This window comes from Methanococcus maripaludis, from assembly GCF_002945325.1.
Classification (GTDB): Archaea; AGJL01; Methanococci; order Methanococcales; family Methanococcaceae; genus Methanococcus; species Methanococcus maripaludis.
The window spans coordinates 154,600-174,761 of sequence record NZ_CP026606.1 but is presented as its reverse complement, the minus strand read 5'-3'; the positions used below and the strand labels follow the sequence as shown (position 1 = coordinate 174,761).

Below are 20,162 nucleotides of genomic sequence, written 5' to 3'. Positions count from 1 at the left end.
GTTACTTCCTAATCATTGCTTCGATTCCGTAAGGTTTATCATATATTCCAGCATTTGAAGTTCCAAGTTCTTCACCGTAGTAGTTTCCAACTCTTCCTTCGTAGACTTTTCCGTTGTATTCATATTTTACAACTGGGGAATGGAAGTAATTTCCAGATAATGATCTAAAGTCAATATTTTGACTATTATTTTCAAATTTATTTAAATAAATCCAGTTGTTTACTCCTCCCGCATATAATCCATATTCATTTCCACTGAATTCATTTCCTGTAATTATAATATTTTCCGTGTATGGCAGCATAACTCCATAGTAACTATTTTTAAAAGTACTGTTGGTAATTTCTCCACCAAATACGTACATTTCGCCAATTCCCATCCAATCATTATTTAAAAATGTACAGTTTATAACAGAAAAGTTTGTTATTTCATAATCTTCCCAGTGCAAGGGTACTGCAATACCATAGTACCATTCGGTTATTACCACGTTTTTAACGGTGATGTTTTCAAAATTACCGCTTAAAGCGTATATTCCAGTATCTTCCCAGTATTCACTGCGTTCTGAAACATTTCCTGTTAAATAAAAGCCATTACCGTCAATTGTAATGTTGCTTGCATTTATTCCAATTCCCATAGCGCAAGTTATATTTTCATCTAAAACATAAGTTCCAGATTCACTTGCAATGTATCCTGTTTCGTTGTCTGTGAAATCATCCTGTGTTAAGTGGATTAATCCATCATTTGGAGTTTCTTCTTTGGTTTCAGGATTGGCTGGTTCTACAAGCGGGTATGAATCGTTTACCAATTCCATTATTGTATGAGGAATGCTCCAGATTCCATCATTAATGGTTGCATTAGTTTCGTTGTAGTCAGACCAGTAGTTTCCAGCAATTCCGCTGTATACTGTTCCATTGTATGCGTATGAAACATTAGTTGGGCTGTTAAATGTAATATTTGTAACAAGCACTATGGGGCAATTTATAAAGTTATTTAAGTAAACATAAACTTCTGAAACACTTCCTTCCTCTACAATTGTCGGGCCAGCTATGTTTTCAAAAGTATTTTCAAATATGCTTGAGTTTGTAATGCCGTATAATCTGAAACCTACGGCCATTTCATTTAACGTATTTCCTGATATTGTTATGTTGTTTGAATAATGTGATCTAATAACACCAAAATCAGTATTTTCAGAAATACCAAAAGTATTGTTTGTGATACTACAGCTTTCAGAGTTTATTAAATAAAGAGCATATTCTTCGTAAATATTTGGTTTAATTGTACAGTTTTCAACTGTAATTTCGCTTGAATCGCCAATATAAATTACAACGGCGTTTTCATCGAGAGTTAGGTTTTTAATCTGCCCGTTTGTACAGTTTGATATAATAATCTGTGCCGCATCGCTTGGAATTTCCCCAATATTTTCAGTATCTTTGTAGAAATAAATCGGTTTTCCATTTAACGTATTTCCTACTACTGTGTAGGTAGTTAACTGTTCTAAACCGTAATTTCCACCAAATCCTGAAGACATCGAATTATTTACAACCGTAAAGTTGTATCCAGACCCCCATAGGGAACATAGATATGTTGTGTTTATTGTATTGTTTTCAACCGTAGGGAAATTTACGTTTTTAAAATAAATCCCGCTATAGGATGTTGTGGTTATTTTAACATTTTTAACGGTGATATTGTTGTGGTATGTTGAATTTACCCCGTAATCTCCAGTAATATTTAAAAAATAACCCTGTCCATCTAACGTTACGTTATCAGAACTAATTATAATTCCATTTGTACTTGAGATATTTTCAGTTAAATAATACATTCCAGGACTTGTTATGTTCCTTACTGTATCATAATTAGAATTATTCATGTGATTGTAATCTATTGGATCTGGTTCCACTGCCGAAACAAACCCAATACATGAAAGTAGTATTGTTACCATTACGAGTTTTTTTAGGGTTGTTATAATGATCCCTCCATTTAGCCATATATTTAAGATAAACAATATATTGCTAATTATTTATACTATTTTCCTTTTTAAACGGGTTAATATTATCAATTTAATTTTTCAAAATAAAACAGACGTTTTTAGGGGATTCATATAATTTTGGTCTAAAATATAATTTTTTTAACCGATTTCTGAAATTTAAAATAATATTGTTATTTTTATGAAATTTTTTTTAAATAACTACAGTTTAAAGGTTTTAAAATAAAAAAATACGTTATTAAAGTTCAATTTCTTTTAAAATTTCTTTCAAAGCTTTTAATTCTTCAGGATTTAAGGTGATTCCTTTTCTCATTCTTTCATGTTCTGGATTCCAGTCCCTTATATCGTATTTTGGTTCATTTTCGTTCCAACTTACAAGATTTAGCTCTTTTTTCCAGCCATTTGGGTATTCATAAAGTACTCCGATATGTTCAACTATTTCAAAAGTAATTTCTGCCATTTGTAAAACCTCGTTTGATACTTAATTAAAAAAGATTTAATAAACATTTTTAAAATAAGTTTGGATATTTTTGTAAAATTTATTTGAAAAAATAGGGATAAAAAATTTAATATGTACCTGTAAATCTCAATATCAAAAAATTAAGGAATGGATTAATATGGAACAGGAAGTCCCATTTCTTTTCTGTGAACGATTTCTTTATCGTTTTTCTCTTTTTTCTGGAGGGCAAGTTTTTGAACTAGGTCAAGCCCGGGTTTTACGTCTTCAATTGGTTTTGTTTCAAGAGCGCCTGCATCAATCATTTTGTTTAAGTACTCTTCTCCTTTTGCAGTTCTAACAAAGATTGTGCTCCATCCGTCAGGGCTTCCAACTGAACCTGTTGAGATATCTGCAAGTTCTGCAGTGTAGTCCATACATACGTGGCATGATTTTTGTTCGTACATGTGCGTATCTTTTAGGGGAACTGCTTTTACATCGCCAGATTTTGAGTAGACCCAGAATTTACCTTTTCCGATATCTGTTTTTAAAACATCGTTCATTCTAATTCCTGCGTACTGTTCTACAATTGCTTTCATACCTTCGTAAGGGAAGTTTTCCATACAGAATATTCCCATAACAAGTGCAATTTTTGAATCAGTATGTCTAAAACCCATTGGGTATTTCATTAATTTTCTAATTGCTCGGACCTGACAAGGGGTTCCAACAATTCCAACTTTTTCAAGTGCGTATTCCCTTACTGCATCTTTTAACACAGATACGTTTGGTGAAACTGTATATTTAGTTCCTGCAGCTGAAAGTACTTCTTCGGGAGTTGTAGCAATTTTTGGAGCGGTTTTAAATCCGTCTTCAGTGTTTGCAACGATTACACCATCTAAAAGGCCATTTTCTAAACCATAGATGTAGGACGCAGAGATTATTCCTCCATCCTGTGATTTTTTAAGTATTGCTTTATCTGTGGCTCTTGCAGATATAGCTGTTTTATATGTTCCAAAAGGATCCATAATTAACACCTCTAAACTTAATTATTCGATTTTTTGAACTAATTCTGGAAATCTAACTCTTGGGCACTGAGCTCCACAAATACCGCATTTTATACAAAATTCAGTCATTATGTTTGGTTTTCCTTCAATCATTTCGATTGCCTTTACCTGACATGCTGCAGCGCAAGTTCCGCAACCCATGCAAAGTGACTGGTCTATAACGTTTTTGATTACATCGCATCCGCATGCATCTTTTCCGTATTTTGCAATTTCAGCAAATGGTTCTAAATAATCCATGTCGCCGTTTAGTGCAGCCATAATTAAGTTTACAATTGATTCTGTTGATGGCGGGCATCCCGGAAGTGCTAAATCTACTTTAATTACATCGCCAATTGGAACGAATGAGGAATGTGATGGCTGTGACATCTGGCCCCCTCTTCCAAATCTAGTAACTCCACCTGATGCTGCACAGGCACCGAGTGCTACAACAATTTTTGAATTTTTTCTTGTCGTTAAGATGTCTTCAACTGAGTGGTGGTCATCTAAACAGACACTTCCTTCAACGAGTGCAATATCAATGTTTTCAGGAATTTTTCTTTCAATTAATATTTTATCGTCAGTTTCAGTAATTTCTGTCTTTTCATCTGCGAGTGTTAATGCATAAACTAGCTCAACAGCTCCCAATATATCTAAAAGTTTTTCATAAGTGTCTGTAAGGGAAATTAAACATCCTGTACAACCACTCATGTGTATATGGGCAACTCTTACCACTATATCACCATTATTCGTTTAATTCATCTATTATTAATGAAACAGCGCCATCTACAGCAGCATTTACTTCATCTGAAAGTTCGAGAAGAATGTCTGGTGCAGGCACATTTTTTTGCTGGCATCCAATAACAACGATTTTTACGCCGTAATTATCTTCAATATCCTTTAACATCCCTGCAAGCGGCATGTCGTGGGCATCAATGTGATATTTATCGATATCTGGAAGGTCTTTTGAATATAATTTTTTCAATTCTCCTGGCGTCAATCCATAATCGATAACATCTGCAATTATTATTTTCTTTAATGGAGTTTTTTCATCAATTAATGAAAGTATAAAGTGAGAAGCTCCCGTACCTGCATCAATAATCTGTATTTTATTGGATTCAAGTATATGATGTTCTTTTTTTAGTTCATTTAATTTATTTACTACAGCATATCCAAATCCATCATCCCCAAACAAGATATTTCCGCATCCGAGGACTAAAACTTCTTTTTCTAAATATTCGGGCATGATTCACCAGTATTTATTGTATTATTTTTTTGTCAACGATTTTGTTATCGTAGTCCATTGCAATTACGTGAGTTGCGCATGAAACGCATGGATCGTATGCTCTTACAACGTGTTCTGCAAATTTGTAGTGTGTTCCTTCTGTAGCTTTCCCAATTAACGGGATATTCCAAGTGGTAGCAACAATTGCATTATAATAAGTAATTCTTCCTTTTGCGTCAATTGCAGCCTGGTGGGTGTTGTGGCCTCTCGCAGCTTCATGAACACCAAGACCTATTTTTTCACCGTCCCCGAGGATTGGTTCATTTGATCTTGTTTTTCCATTAACGTCTAATTCATCAATGATTTCCATTGCTCTTTTTACGTGTACTACGTTTTCATAAGCTCTTGCAATGTGTATTGCCATAGCACCTTTGTTTTTAAAGTCGTGGAATTTTGCAAATCTTGCTCTAGGTCCAACTTCCATTAATCTGCCGTTGTATCTTGGGATGGTAGTACAAGCTTGTACTGCAACGTCTTTTTCATAAACATCGTATGGAGTATATTCAACAACTTTGCTCTGGTCGATGTTTTCCCTGTTTCCGTATGTGGCATCAGTTGCAATGTATCCAAAATCGTGGTAACCTAATTTTTCAGGAATTTCTGTTCCATCTGCAAGCATATTACTTTCAAAAATAGGAATTAAATATTCAACATGCTCTTTTGCTAATTTTTCGTATTCCCTACATTTGTAATATATTTTTGAAGCTGCGTTTTCAGTAATATTTTTTAACATACCGCCAACTTTGATATTTGGTGCGTGAATTGCTTCTCCACCTATTGTATCAACAATGTATTGGCCAGTTTTTCTCATTTCCTGAATTCTTTTTATGTATTCAACCCTATCTGCTTCAGGTATAAAGTCTGGAGCAATTAAAAACTCGTGTAATGGGTGGGAGTGCATTTTATTTCCAAGTCCAGTTAATTCTCTTAATAATAATCCGTCTTTTGGAGGTGTAATCCCACATGCATCTTCAATAGCCTCTACTGATGAAGTAGCGTGTGCAATTGGACAGATTCCACAAAATCTTGAAACTGCAATCGGTGCAAATTCTGCCACTTTTCCAACTAAAAATTTTTCAAAGCCTCTAACTGGGGTAACGCTTAAATAGTTACCTTTTTCAACAATTCCGTCATCATCCACTTTCAAGACAAGTTTGGTATGCCCTTCGTGTCTTGTTGTAGGATTTATCTCTACCGTCTTACCCATCAGATCACCTATCTTTAATATTAGGTATTTGATAATTCATTACCTACATTATATAATATGATAGATATTAAAAGTAATTGTTAATCGTATTAAATAAAAAGAGTTATATGTTAAAACAAAAAGCGACTTTTTAAATAATTATTACTACTTTTTTATAAAATATCTTATAAAATATTATTAAATACTATTTTTATATTATTTAACAAGTATAAATTAGAAATTTTTATTAACATATATAGTTTTTTATTTGGCATCAGATTGTCTAATTTATATATTAATAATTGTTATACTCACATCAATTAGATAAACTATTGTAGGTATTAGTTTACCAAATATCTAATAACAATGAGGTGAAATTTTGTCTGAAGAATGGGAGCCAAAGATAGTCGGCTTTTGTTGCAACTGGTGTACCTATGGTGGTGCAGATACAGCAGGAGTTGGTAGAATGCAGTACCCTCCAAGCATAAGAATAATACGGGTGATGTGTTCAGGAAGGATTGAACCATCATTTATATTAAAAGCTTTTAAAGAAGGTGCAGACGGTGTTTTTATAGGTGGATGCCACCTTGGAGATTGCCACTACGATGCAGGAAACTACAAATGGCAAAGAAGAGTCATGATGCTCTACGACATGCTTGACGAACTTGGAATTGGCAGGGAAAGAGTTCTCCACGAATGGATTTCAGCTTCTGAAGGTGAAAAATTCCAGACTAAAATGAACGAAATTTACGACAGAATAAAAGCTTTAGGTCCGTGCACCTTGAATGAAAATCTTAAATAACTATTAAGGTGGTTTTATGGTAAAAATAGCTACAACATGGCTTGCATGCTGTTCCGGATGTCACATAAGTCTTGTAGATTTACATGAAGATTTATTGAAAGTTCTTGAACAGGTGGAATTAGTTCACAGCCCTGTTTTAATGGATGTTAAAGAAATTCCGGATGATATTGATGTTGCATTAATTGAAGGCGGTATTAGAAATGAAGAAAACCTTCATATTGCACAGGAAATGAGAAAAAAAGCGAAAATTGTAATTGCATTTGGAACATGTGCAGTTTACGGCGGTATTCCAGGAATGGGTAATTTATACTCGAACGAAGCTCTTTTGGAAAAAGCTTACAAAACTACATTCTCTACAAAAAACGAAGAAGGAATTATTCCAAGTGAAGACGTTCCAGAATTAACTTCAAGAGTAAAACCACTTTCTGATGTAATTGATGTGGATTATATTCTTCCAGGATGTCCTCCAAAACCAGAATTGATTGCAGGAGTACTTACTTCACTTTTAGAAGGTAAAACTCCAGAGTTGACAACTAAAAACATGTGTGAAGTATGCCCTAGAGAAAAAAGCAAAGAAGGAGTTTCAATAGATTCAATTAAAAGAAATTACGAAGGAACACCGGATCCTAAAAAATGCCTGCTTGAACAAGGATATCTCTGCATGGGAATTGCAACAAGAGCTTCATGTGGTGCAATATGCCCAACAGCAGGCGTTCCATGTACCGGATGTTATGGGCCTACAGATAAAGTGGTGGATCAGGGTGCTAAAATGGTTTCTGCGCTTGCATCTGATTATAAAATTGATGAAGACAGAACAATGGATCCAAACGAACTTCCTAAACAGATACTGGATAAAGTGGGTAGTTTTTACAAATTTACGCTCCCAAGTGCATTAATTCCGATAAATAACAAAAGGTAAGATACTAAATACGGTGATATAATGACAAAACTGTCGATAGAACCTGTTACCAGAGTTGAAGGACACGGTAAGGTTACACTTTCCTTTGACGACAGTGGAAAGCTAGATAAAGTTAATTTCCACGTTGTTGAAGTTAGAGGTTTTGAAAAATTCTTGGAAGGAAGATATATCGAAGATGCTCCGGTATTTACACCAAGAATTTGTGGAATTTGCCAGGTTTCACACAATTTGGCAAGCGCAAGAGCAGTTGATAACGTATTTGGAGTAAAAATTCCAAAAACTGCCGACATGCTCAGAAATTTAATGCAACAAGCTTCAAATGTTCACAGCCACGCGCTCCACTTTGGAATGCTTGCATCCCCTGATTTAATGTTCCCGATGACTGATGATGCACTTAAAAGGAACGTTTTGGGTGTCGCCGCTGAAAACATGGATGTTGTAAAAGATGCAATTTCAATGAGAAAAATTGGTCAGACAATAATTCAAAAAGTTGGTGGAAGAGCTATTCACCCAGTAACTGCAGTTGTTGGAGGACAGTCAAAACCATTAACGGAAGAAGAAAGGGACGAACTTTTAAAAATGTCAGAAAATCTTGTAGATACTGCTGAAAGAACATTGGTAGTTGGAAAACAATTATTGGATGGATTAAAAGAACAAAATCTCCTTGAACTTGGCTACTTTGAATCATACCACATGGGTATGGTAAATAACGGTGCACAGGATATTTATGAAGGAAAAATCAGGGTCATAAATCCTGAAGGAAAAATCGAATATGAATATGAACCTTCAGAATACTTAAACTACATGTCAGAAGGAGTAAGGCCATATTCATACCTTAAATTCCCATATTTAACTGAAAAAGGTCCTGTTGATGGAGTTTACAGAGTAAATACTCTTTCAAGGTTAAATGTATGCGATAAAATGCCTACACCTATTGCTCAAAAATACTACGAAGAATTTGTAAAAACTTTTGGAAAACCTGCACACCACCCGATGCTTTTCCACTATGCAAGATTAATCGAGCTTATTTCAAGTGCAGAACTCATAAGAAAATTCTTAGAAGACGATGCAATTGTTGGAACTGACATAAGGGTAGAACCAACCGATCTTGTTGGAGAAGGTGTTGGATGCCTCGAAGCTCCAAGAGGAACTTTAGTGCACCACTTCAAAACCGATGATAAAGGAATTATCACCGATGCAAATTTAGTTGTTGCAACTGTTCAAAATAACCCTGCAATGGATATTGGCGTTCAAAAAGTTGCTGAAAAATACATAAAAACACCCGAAGATGCAAAACCACATGTTTTAAACCACATGGAAATGGTAATTCGGGCATACGATCCATGCCTTTCATGTGCAACGCACACAATTGACGGAAAAGAAAGAATGCTTTCAATGGATGTCTACAAGGGCGGAAAATTAATTAAAACATTATAGGGGATATCATGATCAAGATAAACACTGAAGACTGTTATATGTGTAAAGCTTGTGAAAATAGCTGCCCTACAGAAGCTTTAAAATTAAATCCCTTTAAAGTATGCCAACTTTGTGGAAATTGTGTCAATGCATGTCCAAACGATGCATTAAACTTAAGAGAAATTGAATTAAATGGTAAAACTATTAAACAGATCGAATATTTCCCTACAAAGTGCGATTTGTGTGGTGAATGTGTTAAAGTCTGTCCAAATAACCTCAAAATAGAAAATGATAAATTAAAAGGTTTCTGCGTAGGCTGTATGAAATGTGTTGAAGCATGTCCCGACGACTATGTTGGAATGGAAGGCGTAGTTGAACCCGCTAAAAGAAACATTACATTACCAAAAGAACCTATTGCAGTTACCGAGGATTGTGTCGGCTGTGGGGTATGTATTTCTGAATGCCCTGTTGGTGCACTTTCAATAGAGGGCGAAAAAGCAGTTGTTGACAAAAATTCCTGTATATACTGTAGTATCTGTGCACAAACATGTCCATGGAACGCGATCTTCGTCGCAGGCAAAAAATCACCAAAAAGAGATAAAAATATTGTCAAATTTAGTGTGGACAGCGATTTATGTATTGGATGTGGCGACTGTACTGACAAATGTCCAAGGGATTTAATTGTTTTAAATGAAATGGTTGCAGTTCCGCCAAAAGGATGTCCTGCATGCGGATTATGTATGGCAGCATGTCCTGTTGATGCAATTGAATTAGTGGTTGAATATGGATCTCCAAAACCGATAACTGATGAAGGTATCGTTTGGGATGAAGAAAAATGTGCATACTGCGGACCTTGTGCCATAAAATGTCCAAACAATGCAATAAATGTGGTAAATCCAAAAGGACTTGAAATGCCAAGCAGGAAAAAAACTGAAAAAGCAAACGAGTTCAAAATGTGTATTCGATGTGGCGCATGTGTTCAAAGCTGTCCAAACGATGCACTTAGGATTGGTAAAATCATCCACGATGGTAAAGAATACGAAAGAATCGAATTTAGTCCTAATTTATGTGATTCCTGTGGAAAATGTATTGAAACGTGTCCTTATGACATGCTTAACTTAACAGGAAAACCAGAAAAACCTCTCGAAGGGTTCTGTGTAATGTGTTTGAAATGTATTGAAGCCTGTGATAAGGCTAAAAAGAGCGCATTATCTTTGAAATAATTTTTAATAGATGTAGCTATTAGAAAATGTAATAATGGTATTAAAATATATATTTGGACTAACAGTTCAAGCCAGATATTGGTGATAATTATGGAAGAACCAAAAATAGGAGTTTACGTCTGCCACTGTGGTGTAAACATTGGCGGTGTAGTTGATTGCGAAAATGTAGCAAGAACTGCAGAAGGACTCGAAAACGTCGTGATTGCAAGAGATTACAAGTACATGTGTGCAGATCCCGGGCAAGAACTCATCAAAAAAGACATCAAGGAACTTGGATTAAACAGGGTAATTGTTGCAGCATGTTCCCCAAGACTTCACGAACCTACATTTAGAAGGTGTGTAGAAGAAGCAGGTTTAAACCCATTTTTGTTTGAATTTGCAAACATTCGTGAACACTGTTCATGGGTACACATGAAAGAAAAAGAAAAAGCTACCGAAAAAGCAAACGACCTTGTAAGGATGGCTGTTGCAAAAGCAAGGCAGCTCGAACCTTTAGATTATCTAAACGTTCCAGTTACCAAAAGAGCCATGGTTATCGGAGCAGGGGTTGCAGGTATTCAGGCCGCACTTGATTTAGGGGATGCAGGATACGAAACAATTGTTGTTGAAAAAACACCATCAGTTGGGGGTAGAATGGCCCAGTTAGATAAGGTATTTCCAACAAACGACTGTTCGATCTGTATTTTAGCTCCAAAAATGGTTGACGTTGCAAAACACCCAAATATCAAGCTTTATTCCTACTCAGAAGTAAAAGATGTAAAAGGATACATTGGAAACTTCAAGGTAAAAATCGAGAAAAAACCAAGATATTTATCTGAAGAAAAATGTACTGGATGCGGTTCATGTGAGGAAGTATGTCCTATATCTGTTCCAAACGAATTTGATATGGGAATTGGGCTTAGAAAAGCAATTTATAAGCCGTTCCCACAAGCAGTTCCTGCAAAGTACACAATTGACAAAGAAAGCTGTATTGATTGTGGATTGTGTGCAAAAGTGTGCGGACCTCAAGCGATTGATTACGGTCAAAAACCAGAAATCATTGAAGCAGAAGTTGGTACAATCATTTCTGCAATAGGATACGATCCATATGACCCAACCGAAAAAGAAGAATACGGATACGGAAAAATTCCAAATGTCATAACCTCAATGGAACTTGAAAGAATGATTAATGCTTCTGGTCCAACGATGGGTAAGGTAATCCGGCCAAGTGATGGTCAAAAACCAAAAAGAATTGCATTTATTCAGTGTGTTGGTTCAAGAGATGCGAAAATCGGTAAAAAATACTGTTCAAATGTATGCTGTATGTATGCAATGAAAAATTCGCAGTTAATTAAAGAAAAAGCTCCTGAAACAGATATTGATATTTACTACATGGATATCAGGGCATTTGGTAAGGGATACGAAGAATTCTACGAAAGAAGTTCAAAACAGTATGGAATTAAATTTATCCGTGGAAGACCTGCACAAGTATTGGATAATCCTGATGGAGACAATCCAATAATCAGGTCAGAAGATACCCTTTTAGGTGAAATCTTTGAAAATGAATACGATTTAGTTGTTCTTTCAGTAGGTATGGTTCCAACATCAACTGCTGACGAAGTACAAAAACTGCTCGGTGTTTCAAGGTCTGCTGACAGGTTCTTCATGGAAGCACACCCTAAATTAAAACCTGTTGATACTGCAACAGACGGTATCTACTTAGCAGGTGCATGTCAGGGTCCAAAAGATATTCCTTCATCTGTTGCGCAAGGTTCAGCGGCTGCATCAAGAGCTGCAATACCTCTTGCAAAAGGGGAAGTTCAGGTTGAACCTATCGTTGTAACAATCGATGAAAATGTCTGTGGTGCATGCGGTATTTGTGTACAGCAGTGCCCATATGGTGCTCCAAGATTCGTTGAAAAAGACGGTAAAGTTGTAGCAGAAGTTCTTTCAGCATTATGTAAAGGTTGTGGAACCTGTGCAGCAGGATGTCCAAGTGGCGCACTTGAACAGTCCCACTTTAAAACAAGCCAGATATACGGACAAATTGAAGGCGCGTTTAAAGATTCCTACTAATTTCTTTTTTATTTTTTTAAATTGGGTGATTTTTTAGGGTGAAATAATGGATGTTATAAAAAATGTAGTATGCCCATTCTGCGGAACTCTTTGTGATGACATTGAATGTTTTGTGGAATCAGGACATATTGTAAAGACAAGAAATGCATGTAGAATCGGTCACAGCAAGTTTACTCACCGAAAAGGTGCAGTAAGACATACTGAACCGCTTTATCGGGAAAACAAAAAAGATGATTTTAAAAAAATCGACTTTGATACTGCAATAGAAAAAACTGCTGAAATTTTAGTAAATGCGAAAAAACCTCTTATTTATGGATTTTCTGCAACAGAATGCCACGCACATATTGAAGGTATGAAGTTGGCTGAAAAAATAAGGGGAATTGTAAGCAACACTGCCGAAGTATGCCATGGCCCGAGTGTATGGGCACTTCAGGATGTTGGGTACCCCATATGTACGCTTGGAGAAGTTAAAAACAGGGCAGATGTTGTAATTTATTGGGGTTCAAACCCGATGCACGCACACCCAAGACACATGAGCCGATACGGAGTTTTTCCAAGGGGCTTTTTTAGGGGTCGCGGAAGAAAAGATCGAATTTTAATTGTAGTTGATCCAAGAGAAAGTGACACTGCAAAATTAGCAGACATTCACTTAAAAGTTGAACCGCATAAGGATTATGAGCTTATAAGTGCGATAAGGTCTGCTTTAAAAGGTTTTGAACTTCAATCTGAAATAATAGCAGGGATCCCTAGAGAAATGATATATGAAACTGTTGAAATATTGAAAAAAGCACAGTATGGGGAACTTTTCTTTGCAATGGGTGTTACGCATACTGCTGGAAAGCATAGAAATATCGATACTGCAATCGAACTTGTAATCGATTTAAATTCACAAACTAAATTTACGCTGATTCCAATGAGGGGCCACTACAATGTAAATGGTTTCAATCAGGTGTGTACTTGGATCAGTGGATTTCCGTTATGTGTGGACTATTCAAGAGGATTTCCAGAATTTAACCCTGGAGACACGAGTGTAACTGATAGTTTACTTAGAGAAGATGCAGATGCAATGCTAAATATCGCGTCAGACCCCGGAGCACATTTTCCGCAGAATGCAGTTAAAAGAATGTCAAAAATTCCATTAATCTGCATAGACCCTCACGAAACACCAACTTCAGTTCTTGCAAATATAATTCTCCCGCCAACGATTGCAGGTGTTGAGGATACTGGAACCGCCTACAGGATGGATGGAGTTCCATTGGAACTTAAAAAAGTAATTGATCCGCCTGAAAGTACGCTTGCAGATCGGGAAATATTAAAAAGAATATCTAAAAAAGTTGAAGAACTACTATAACTAAAGTCAGAAATTTTATTTTTTTAAATTTTTTTTATAACTTTTCAGATTCAAAATTTTTTTATCCTAAAATATAAAAAAAATAGGTGAGGTCAAAAATGTTAAAGATTTGTGGCTATAAATCTTTAATATTCGATATATTTGCTATTTAATCCTGTTATCTAATATTTACGGCAATGGATAGATATATTACAAAATCTCAGATGTTATCCTGAGATACATTAACTGTGAGGGTTATATTATTTAAGTTTTCTGTATTTGAAATAAAGCTTACTTTAAAATATATGGTACTTCTTCCTTTTTAACCAAAATATCATTTATTATTTCTATTCCTTTCTTAGTTATTTTTGTATAGTAGCTCATACCATAAGACGAACTTTTCACTATTAAATAGCCTTTAACTTCAAGAAAATGAATAATGTATTTTAAATCGTCTTTTTCAAGTCCTGAAATAGTTGTAAGTTCCTTACCTTTTACAAAGGTCTCTTTTTCAAATAGGTATCTTAAAATATTCTGTCTAATTATAACTTCATCCACAAAAATCCCCTTTTTAAGATATGTAATTAATTATAATTACATATTTATTCTAAAGTTAATTAATACTTATTACATCAACATATATATAAATTACGTATTTGCAAGGTCTTTGATATATTATGTAATAATCTGGCTTTTTAACTTGTTTTCAATATTAATTAGTAATTTAATTGGCAACATATTTATAATTTAAAAATTAAGTTAAAGTATACTTATCGGTAAAAAACTATTAATTAACATATATTTTGTAAATGAGTTTTTTTAGTTAAATGAGGGATAATATGGGAGACGGTAAGTGCGGTAAGCACGAATATTCAAATATTAATCAACAGAAAGTTGATTTGATGATTAAAGAACTAAATGAACATGGCATATCAGTTAGTGGAAATAATCCCTGGACGATAGATCCAAAACAGTATGGTATCAAGCTTCAAGCCACCTGGGATCAAGGAAGCTCTAAACTTTACGTAATTGTAACAGATAAATCATTTTTAGTTCCCTGTTCAAAAATATGGGAGAAAATTGACCCTTTAATGAAACATATTGAAGGTCTTTCAGAAAATGAAATGAAATAATTTTCTTTTTTATTTTATTCGATTATTATCTTAAATCTAATATCTTCTTTTTTAGATTTTTCAAGCATTATTCCAAAAAATTCAAATTCATTTATCAAAATTGGGCCAGAAATCGATTTTCCAATCGTTTTGTAAATTTCTTCAAAATCTAATTGATTTGCAATTCCAAAAGCAACGATCCAGAAACATTTTAAAGGATATTTTTCGCCAGAATATTTATCTATTATAAAATATTTTGAACTTTTTGATTTATTTCCTTCACAGAAGTTTTCGCAACTTAATTCAACAACTGTTTTTTCAAAGTCCATATATCCTGGTTTTTCAAATTTTTTAAAAAGCTCTTCAAATTTACTACTCAAAATAACACCTTAATTACAATACATTAGAAACGGATATATTTTGATATAATATATTACTATGCACTCGCTAACAGTTTTTAAGGTTTAATTCGGGTAATTTTTTTATATATTTTTCTAATGTATATCGTACCATAATATTATTAGATATTAGTTTTTTTAATGTAATTATTAATTATTAGGTTTCTTCATGAAAACTATAAAAGATATTATTTACGTAGTTTTATTGATTAATTACCCTTTTTTAAATTTAAATTTTAGAGGTCAAAAATGAGTGAATTGAAAGAACAGCTACTACAAGAGCTTTCTGATTCCGTTGTTGATATGGATGAAGAAAAAACAGAAGAATTATCTAAAAAATATCTCGAAAATGGATTTGATGCTTTTGATGGGATCACAAAAGGGCTAGCAGAAGGAATGAACAGGGCAGGGGTACTTTACGAAGAAGGAGAATATTTTATTCCTGAATTATTAGTCTGTTCTGATGCAATGTATGTGGGCTTGGATATTTTAAAACCTCATTTAAAGTATGAAGATTCAGATAATAAATTTAAAGCAGTTGTTGGCGTTGTTGAAGGGGATACCCATGATATTGGGAAAAACTTATTTAAAATCATGCTCGAAACACAAGGCTTTGAAGTTTATGATCTTGGTAGGGATGTTCCACCTGTAGAATTCATAAAAAAAGCTAAAGAAGTAAGCGCAGATGTCATTGGTCTTTCAACGCTGATGACGACTACAATGGACAATATGAAAGTTGTTATTGGCATGTTAAAAGAAGAAGGAATGAAAGAAACTACAATGGTGATGGTTGGAGGCGGCCCAATCTCACAAAGCTTTGCTGATAAAATTGGTGCAGATGGCTATGCACCAGAAGCTTCAAAATCTGCAAGAATTGCAAAAGAATTGGTTACAAAATTAAAAGGTTAATTTAAACAGTATGGAGAGATTATTATGGATTACCCCGACAAAATGACACCTGCTCAAAGAGCTGCTGCTAAAGCTAAGGGCGAACCCGCTGACCGGGTTGCATGCAACCCAAACATTGGAAATGGGATGGCAAGAATTGCAGGCTACAAAATTTCACAGTTTAATGACGACCCAGAAGCGCTTGCTAATGCAATTATTAAAACATACAGAAGATTTGGGGCAGATGGTGCAAGAATCTTCACAGATTTATTTTTAGTTTCAGAAGCAATGGGCGCAAAAGTTAGAAAACCAGAAGATAATACCGCAGATTTAGAAGAACCTGCAATAAATGACATGTCAGAATTTGATAAATTAAAAGTAATTGATCCATACACACAAGGTAGAATTCCAGTTCATTTAAGGGCAATTGAAATCGTAAGGGATGAAATTGCAAGCGAAGTTGGAGTTACTGCTTCAGTTGTAGGCCCATTTACAAACGCTTTCTTTTTAATTGGCGTAGAAAAAATGACAAAAATGCTTTTAAAAGATCCTGAATCAGTTCATAAACTCTGTGAAATTTCACTACAAAGTTGCATTGCACTAACCGATGCAGTTTTGGAAAAAGGCGTTGGAGTTACTATTTCAGAACCTCTTTCATCATGTACTGTTGTAAGTCCAAAACACTTTAGGGAATTTTCAGCACCGTACTTAAAAAGACTTATCGACCACATAAAAGCAAGAACTGGAAAATTGGTTATACACATTTGTGGAATAACGGATCCAATTTGGGATGATCTTGTAGAAATGGGCGTAGATGTTTTAAGCATTGATAACGTTGCAGATATGGAAAAATGTGCAGAAACCGTTGGAGATAAAATGGTTATTGCAGGAAATGTTGACCCTTCAGCAATTATGTATGCAGGATCAAGAGAAGACGTTAGAAAAGCTACAATTAAATGTGCAAAACAGGGATTGAAAGCTAAAAAAGGATTCATGATCATGTCAGGATGCAGCCTTCCAGTAGAAGTACCTATTGAAAACATTGATGCAATGATGGATACTGCAAGGGAAATGGGATGGCCGGTTACTGAAGAAAAATTAGACTATTTACTTAGTTTTGATAAATACAAAGACTAAGTACCTAAATTATCAAGTTATTCACCCAGATTTTATAATTTTTAAATTTTTAGTTTGATTTTTTTAGAATTTAGTTTAATGGCGCATTATATTTGAAAATTTAAATAAAAAGAGTGATTTAATGATAACACCAAAAGAAAGACTCTCAAAAACCCTCAAAGGAGAAGAAGTTGATAGAATCCCGTGCATATGTCCGGGCGGCATGATGAATATGATTACAAAAGATATCATGGACATTACTGGAATATATTGGCCAGAAGCACACACCGATGCTGAAAAAATGGCTGAACTTACAATTGGAATGTATGAAAATGGCGGGTTTGAAAACTATGGTGTTCCATTCTGCATGACTGTAGAAGCCGAAGCTTTTGGTGCAGGAGTTAAAATGGGTACAGATATTACTGAACCAAGAGTTACAAACTATCCAATAGATTCTGTTACTGAATATGAAAAATTAAATCATATCAATATTGATGAGGGACGTGGAAAAACCGTTCTTGAATCAATAGAACTTTTAAACGAAAAAAACTCAGAAGTTCCCATTATTGCAAATCTCACAGGTCCAGTTAGTACTGCATCGTCTTTAATGGAACCTGTAACGTACTATAAAGAACTTAGAAGAAAACCCGACGCTGCAAAAGAATTCATGGATTTTGTAACTGAAAACTTAATCGAATTTGGAAAAGCACAGCTAAAAGCAGGAGCAGACGTTTTGGCAATATCTGATCCAAGCGGTACTGGCGAGATATTGGGCCCAAAAATGTTTAAAGAATTTGCAGTTCCTTATATTAATAAAATAATTGAAGAAACAAGTGATTTGGCTGAAACTGGAACAATAATCCATATTTGCGGTAGATTGAAAAGTGTTTATGAAGAAATAAATTCATTAAAAAGTGACGCAATAAGCTTTGATTCAATTACTGATGTTGGACAGGTAGTTGAAAACGTGTCTGGAAAAGCAATCATGGGAAACGTCAGCACATTTGCGCTTGAAAATGGAACTCCTGATTCTATTGATAAAATGAGTCGAGCATGTATTAAATTTGGGGTCGATATTTTGTCTCCTGCATGCGGAATTGGGGTTAGAACAAAGTTAGAAAATATTCAAGCAATGGTTCAGGCATGTAAAAACTCCAAAAGAGGAGAATAAATGGCAATACTAGAAATAACTAATGATAACAATAAATTTGAGTTTAAAGAAGGGGAATTTATTTTTAAAATTCTTCAAAAAAATGGAATTAAAATAGAAGTTCCTTGCGGTGGAGTTGGAACCTGCGGAAAATGTAAGGTAAAAGTTGTTGGTGGAGAAATCAGTCCACTATCTTCTGAAGAGCTTGAATATCTTTCAAAAGATGAAATTGATCAGGGAGTTCGCCTAAGTTGCCTTACAAAGGCGTTTGGAAATGTGAAAATTGAATTATTAAATACGGATGAAAATCACAAGATTTTAACTGACGGATACATGCCAAACTTAAAAATTAATCCGCCTATCACAAAAAAAATCATCAATCTATCAGAATGTGAATCAAACAAAAATAATTACGAAGAAATTGTTAAAACTAAATTAAATGTGGATGAAATATCTGATATTGAATGTTTAAAAGCTTTGCAGAAATCGTTTAAAACAGGAAATCTTACTTCAATTTTTTTAAATGATAAATTAATTGGAATTGAACCCAAAATCAATGAAAAAATATATGGAATTGCAATCGATATTGGAACTACTACCGTTGTAGCATCTTTAATTGATATTTTAGAGGGGGAAGAAATTGCATCTGAAACCATGATAAATCCTCAAAAAGAATACGGTTCAGACGTGCTTTCACGAATCGATTTTGCAAATAAAAATGAAAACGGGCTTGAATTATTAAATAAAGCAATAATTACCGGAATAAACAAACTTATCTTTGATTTAGCAACGCAGAACAAAATTGCTGTTGAAAACATCTACGAAGTTTCAATTGCAGCAAACACTACAATGATGCACTTTTTATTGAACATCAGCGCAGAATCGATTGGGAAATCTCCATATTTACCAGTATTTTTGTCTGGGAAAAACATCTTATCAAACGATATTGGAATAAATATTTCTCCGTTTGGTAGAATTTACTGTTTACCTGGAGTTTCAGGGTATATTGGAGCAGATATTGTTGCAGGAGTTATAGTTTCTGAACTTTTGAAAACTGAAAAAAATGTTCTCTTTATTGATATTGGTACAAATGGGGAAATAATGCTTTCAAAAGCAGGTATTCTTTCATCATGTTCCTGTGCTGCAGGCCCTGCGCTTGAAGGAATGAATATAAGCTACGGAATGAGGGCGGCAGACGGCGCAATTGAATGTGTTAAATTCAATGAAAACAATATCGAATTAAAAGTCATTGGAAATGTGAATCCTGTTGGAATTTGCGGTAGTGGAATACTTGATTCAATATCTGAAATTGTTAGAACAGGCCTTGTGGGTAAAACTGGCAGGTTAATTAATTCAAACGGTTCAGATAATGAATATAAAAATTTGATAATAGAAAAAAATTCAAAAAAGTTTGTTCAGATCTCAAAAAATCCCGAAATATTAGTTTCACAAAAAGACATAAGGCAGGTTCAACTGGCAAAAGCAGCTATAGTTTCGGGATTTTTAGCACTTTTGGATGAAAATAATTTAACAATGGAAGAAATTGATGAAGTAATAATTGCAGGGCAGTTTGGAAAACACTTAACTGTTGAAAGCCTCGTTGGAAGTGGAATCATACCTGAAAAACTTGGCAAAAAAATAAGATATATTGGAAATTCCTCTAAAACCGGTGCTTTAATTTGTCTGCTTTCAAAAGAATCACGAGCGGAAATGGAGTCAGTCTCTAAAGATATAACATATTATGAACTTTCGACAAAAGAAAACTATGAAAAATTGTTCATTGATTCTTTAAATTTTTAAAAATTAGTATTTGAAATAATAATAT

Annotated in this window: 19 protein-coding genes; 11 read left to right on the top strand and 8 right to left on the bottom strand. The window is 34.5% G+C overall.

Going from position 1 to position 20,162, the window contains the following annotated elements:
- Position 1 precedes the first annotated feature (1 nt).
- The 6 genes from MMJJ_RS00905 to frhA form a co-directional block, all read right to left on the bottom strand.
- On the bottom strand, positions 2-1,936 hold the full coding sequence (locus MMJJ_RS00905; protein WP_104837271.1) for a NosD domain-containing protein: 1,935 nt from the start codon (positions 1,934-1,936) through the stop codon (positions 2-4).
- 283 nt (positions 1,937-2,219) lie between these two features.
- Positions 2,220-2,441: a YdbC family protein gene (locus tag MMJJ_RS00900; RefSeq protein ID WP_104837270.1), complete on the bottom strand. Its 222-nt coding sequence runs from the start codon at positions 2,439-2,441 to the stop codon at positions 2,220-2,222.
- 152 nt (positions 2,442-2,593) lie between these two features.
- The gene (gene frhB, locus MMJJ_RS00895; RefSeq protein ID WP_104837269.1) at positions 2,594-3,442 is read right to left on the bottom strand and encodes a coenzyme F420 hydrogenase subunit beta; all 849 of its coding nucleotides are present in this window, start codon (positions 3,440-3,442) and stop codon (positions 2,594-2,596) included.
- A 21-nt stretch (positions 3,443-3,463) separates the two neighbouring features.
- Positions 3,464-4,192 carry a coenzyme F420 hydrogenase subunit gamma gene (gene frhG / locus MMJJ_RS00890; RefSeq protein WP_104837268.1) on the bottom strand — a complete coding sequence of 243 codons (729 nt, stop codon included), beginning with the start codon at positions 4,190-4,192 and terminating at the stop codon, positions 3,464-3,466.
- 10 nt (positions 4,193-4,202) lie between these two features.
- Entirely contained in the window at positions 4,203-4,703 is a 501-nt protein-coding gene (gene frhD / locus MMJJ_RS00885; protein ID WP_104837267.1) for a coenzyme F420-reducing hydrogenase, FrhD protein, read from the bottom strand.
- Between the two features lie 13 nt (positions 4,704-4,716).
- Complete coding sequence (gene frhA / locus MMJJ_RS00880; protein ID WP_104837266.1) at positions 4,717-5,949, bottom strand: coenzyme F420 hydrogenase subunit alpha; 1,233 nt, start codon at positions 5,947-5,949, stop codon at positions 4,717-4,719.
- A 358-nt stretch (positions 5,950-6,307) separates the two neighbouring features.
- On the opposite strand from frhA, the gene MMJJ_RS00875 reads away from it, so the two are divergent.
- The 6 genes from MMJJ_RS00875 (at position 6,308) to MMJJ_RS00850 (ending at position 13,694) form a co-directional block, all read left to right on the top strand.
- The gene (locus tag MMJJ_RS00875) at positions 6,308-6,730 is read left to right on the top strand and encodes a hydrogenase iron-sulfur subunit (protein ID WP_011170765.1); all 423 of its coding nucleotides are present in this window, start codon (positions 6,308-6,310) and stop codon (positions 6,728-6,730) included.
- Between the two features lie 16 nt (positions 6,731-6,746).
- Positions 6,747-7,649 (top strand): NADH-quinone oxidoreductase subunit B family protein, encoded by a 903-nt coding sequence (locus tag MMJJ_RS00870; RefSeq protein WP_104837265.1) that lies wholly within the window; start codon positions 6,747-6,749, stop codon positions 7,647-7,649.
- A gap of 21 nt (positions 7,650-7,670) precedes the next feature.
- Entirely contained in the window at positions 7,671-9,086 is a 1,416-nt protein-coding gene (locus tag MMJJ_RS00865; protein ID WP_104837264.1) for a Ni/Fe hydrogenase subunit alpha, read from the top strand.
- A gap of 8 nt (positions 9,087-9,094) precedes the next feature.
- Complete coding sequence (locus tag MMJJ_RS00860) at positions 9,095-10,288, top strand: 4Fe-4S binding protein (RefSeq protein WP_104837263.1); 1,194 nt, start codon at positions 9,095-9,097, stop codon at positions 10,286-10,288.
- 90 nt (positions 10,289-10,378) lie between these two features.
- Complete coding sequence (locus MMJJ_RS00855; protein WP_011170769.1) at positions 10,379-12,343, top strand: CoB--CoM heterodisulfide reductase iron-sulfur subunit A family protein; 1,965 nt, start codon at positions 10,379-10,381, stop codon at positions 12,341-12,343.
- 43 nt (positions 12,344-12,386) lie between these two features.
- Positions 12,387-13,694: a formylmethanofuran dehydrogenase subunit B gene (locus MMJJ_RS00850; protein WP_244901574.1), complete on the top strand. Its 1,308-nt coding sequence runs from the start codon at positions 12,387-12,389 to the stop codon at positions 13,692-13,694.
- A gap of 270 nt (positions 13,695-13,964) precedes the next feature.
- Here MMJJ_RS00850 and MMJJ_RS00845 read toward each other — a convergent pair whose 3' ends face one another.
- Positions 13,965-14,231 carry a hypothetical protein gene (locus tag MMJJ_RS00845; protein ID WP_104837261.1) on the bottom strand — a complete coding sequence of 89 codons (267 nt, stop codon included), beginning with the start codon at positions 14,229-14,231 and terminating at the stop codon, positions 13,965-13,967.
- A 281-nt stretch (positions 14,232-14,512) separates the two neighbouring features.
- Between MMJJ_RS00845 and MMJJ_RS00840 the strand changes: the two genes are divergently transcribed.
- On the top strand, positions 14,513-14,806 hold the full coding sequence (locus MMJJ_RS00840; protein ID WP_104837260.1) for a hypothetical protein: 294 nt from the start codon (positions 14,513-14,515) through the stop codon (positions 14,804-14,806).
- Between the two features lie 14 nt (positions 14,807-14,820).
- On the opposite strand, the gene MMJJ_RS00835 is transcribed toward MMJJ_RS00840, so the two are convergent.
- The gene (locus MMJJ_RS00835; RefSeq protein ID WP_104837259.1) at positions 14,821-15,165 is read right to left on the bottom strand and encodes a hypothetical protein; all 345 of its coding nucleotides are present in this window, start codon (positions 15,163-15,165) and stop codon (positions 14,821-14,823) included.
- A 267-nt stretch (positions 15,166-15,432) separates the two neighbouring features.
- Between MMJJ_RS00835 and MMJJ_RS00830 the strand changes: the two genes are divergently transcribed.
- From MMJJ_RS00830 to MMJJ_RS00815, 4 genes are all read left to right on the top strand, one after another.
- A complete protein-coding gene (locus MMJJ_RS00830; RefSeq protein WP_104837258.1) occupies positions 15,433-16,092 on the top strand; it encodes a corrinoid protein in 660 nt (219 codons plus the stop codon).
- 24 nt (positions 16,093-16,116) lie between these two features.
- Entirely contained in the window at positions 16,117-17,208 is a 1,092-nt protein-coding gene (locus MMJJ_RS00825) for a uroporphyrinogen decarboxylase family protein (protein WP_104837257.1), read from the top strand.
- Between the two features lie 121 nt (positions 17,209-17,329).
- The gene (locus MMJJ_RS00820; RefSeq protein WP_104837256.1) at positions 17,330-18,358 is read left to right on the top strand and encodes a methylcobamide:CoM methyltransferase MtbA; all 1,029 of its coding nucleotides are present in this window, start codon (positions 17,330-17,332) and stop codon (positions 18,356-18,358) included.
- Entirely contained in the window at positions 18,359-20,137 is a 1,779-nt protein-coding gene (locus MMJJ_RS00815) for an ASKHA domain-containing protein (protein ID WP_104837255.1), read from the top strand. It begins immediately after the preceding gene.
- Positions 20,138-20,162: the final 25 nt, after the last annotated feature.

What these genes read in the sequence shown, in the direction of transcription:
- MMJJ_RS00905 (WP_104837271.1), bottom strand. Translation starts at nt 1,936, where the DNA reads ATGGTAACAATACTACTTTCATGTATTGGGTTTGTTTCGGCAGTGGAA.
- MMJJ_RS00900 (WP_104837270.1), bottom strand. Translation starts at nt 2,441, where the DNA reads ATGGCAGAAATTACTTTTGAAATAGTTGAACATATCGGAGTACTTTAT.
- frhB (WP_104837269.1), bottom strand. Translation starts at nt 3,442, where the DNA reads ATGGATCCTTTTGGAACATATAAAACAGCTATATCTGCAAGAGCCACA.
- frhD (WP_104837267.1), bottom strand. Translation starts at nt 4,703, where the DNA reads ATGCCCGAATATTTAGAAAAAGAAGTTTTAGTCCTCGGATGCGGAAAT.
- frhA (WP_104837266.1), bottom strand. Translation starts at nt 5,949, where the DNA reads ATGGGTAAGACGGTAGAGATAAATCCTACAACAAGACACGAAGGGCAT.
- MMJJ_RS00870 (WP_104837265.1), top strand. Translation starts at nt 6,747, where the DNA reads ATGGTAAAAATAGCTACAACATGGCTTGCATGCTGTTCCGGATGTCAC.
- MMJJ_RS00865 (WP_104837264.1), top strand. Translation starts at nt 7,671, where the DNA reads ATGACAAAACTGTCGATAGAACCTGTTACCAGAGTTGAAGGACACGGT.
- MMJJ_RS00860 (WP_104837263.1), top strand. Translation starts at nt 9,095, where the DNA reads ATGATCAAGATAAACACTGAAGACTGTTATATGTGTAAAGCTTGTGAA.
- MMJJ_RS00855 (WP_011170769.1), top strand. Translation starts at nt 10,379, where the DNA reads ATGGAAGAACCAAAAATAGGAGTTTACGTCTGCCACTGTGGTGTAAAC.
- MMJJ_RS00840 (WP_104837260.1), top strand. Translation starts at nt 14,513, where the DNA reads ATGGGAGACGGTAAGTGCGGTAAGCACGAATATTCAAATATTAATCAA.
- MMJJ_RS00830 (WP_104837258.1), top strand. Translation starts at nt 15,433, where the DNA reads ATGAGTGAATTGAAAGAACAGCTACTACAAGAGCTTTCTGATTCCGTT.
- MMJJ_RS00825 (WP_104837257.1), top strand. Translation starts at nt 16,117, where the DNA reads ATGGATTACCCCGACAAAATGACACCTGCTCAAAGAGCTGCTGCTAAA.
- MMJJ_RS00820 (WP_104837256.1), top strand. Translation starts at nt 17,330, where the DNA reads ATGATAACACCAAAAGAAAGACTCTCAAAAACCCTCAAAGGAGAAGAA.
- MMJJ_RS00815 (WP_104837255.1), top strand. Translation starts at nt 18,359, where the DNA reads ATGGCAATACTAGAAATAACTAATGATAACAATAAATTTGAGTTTAAA.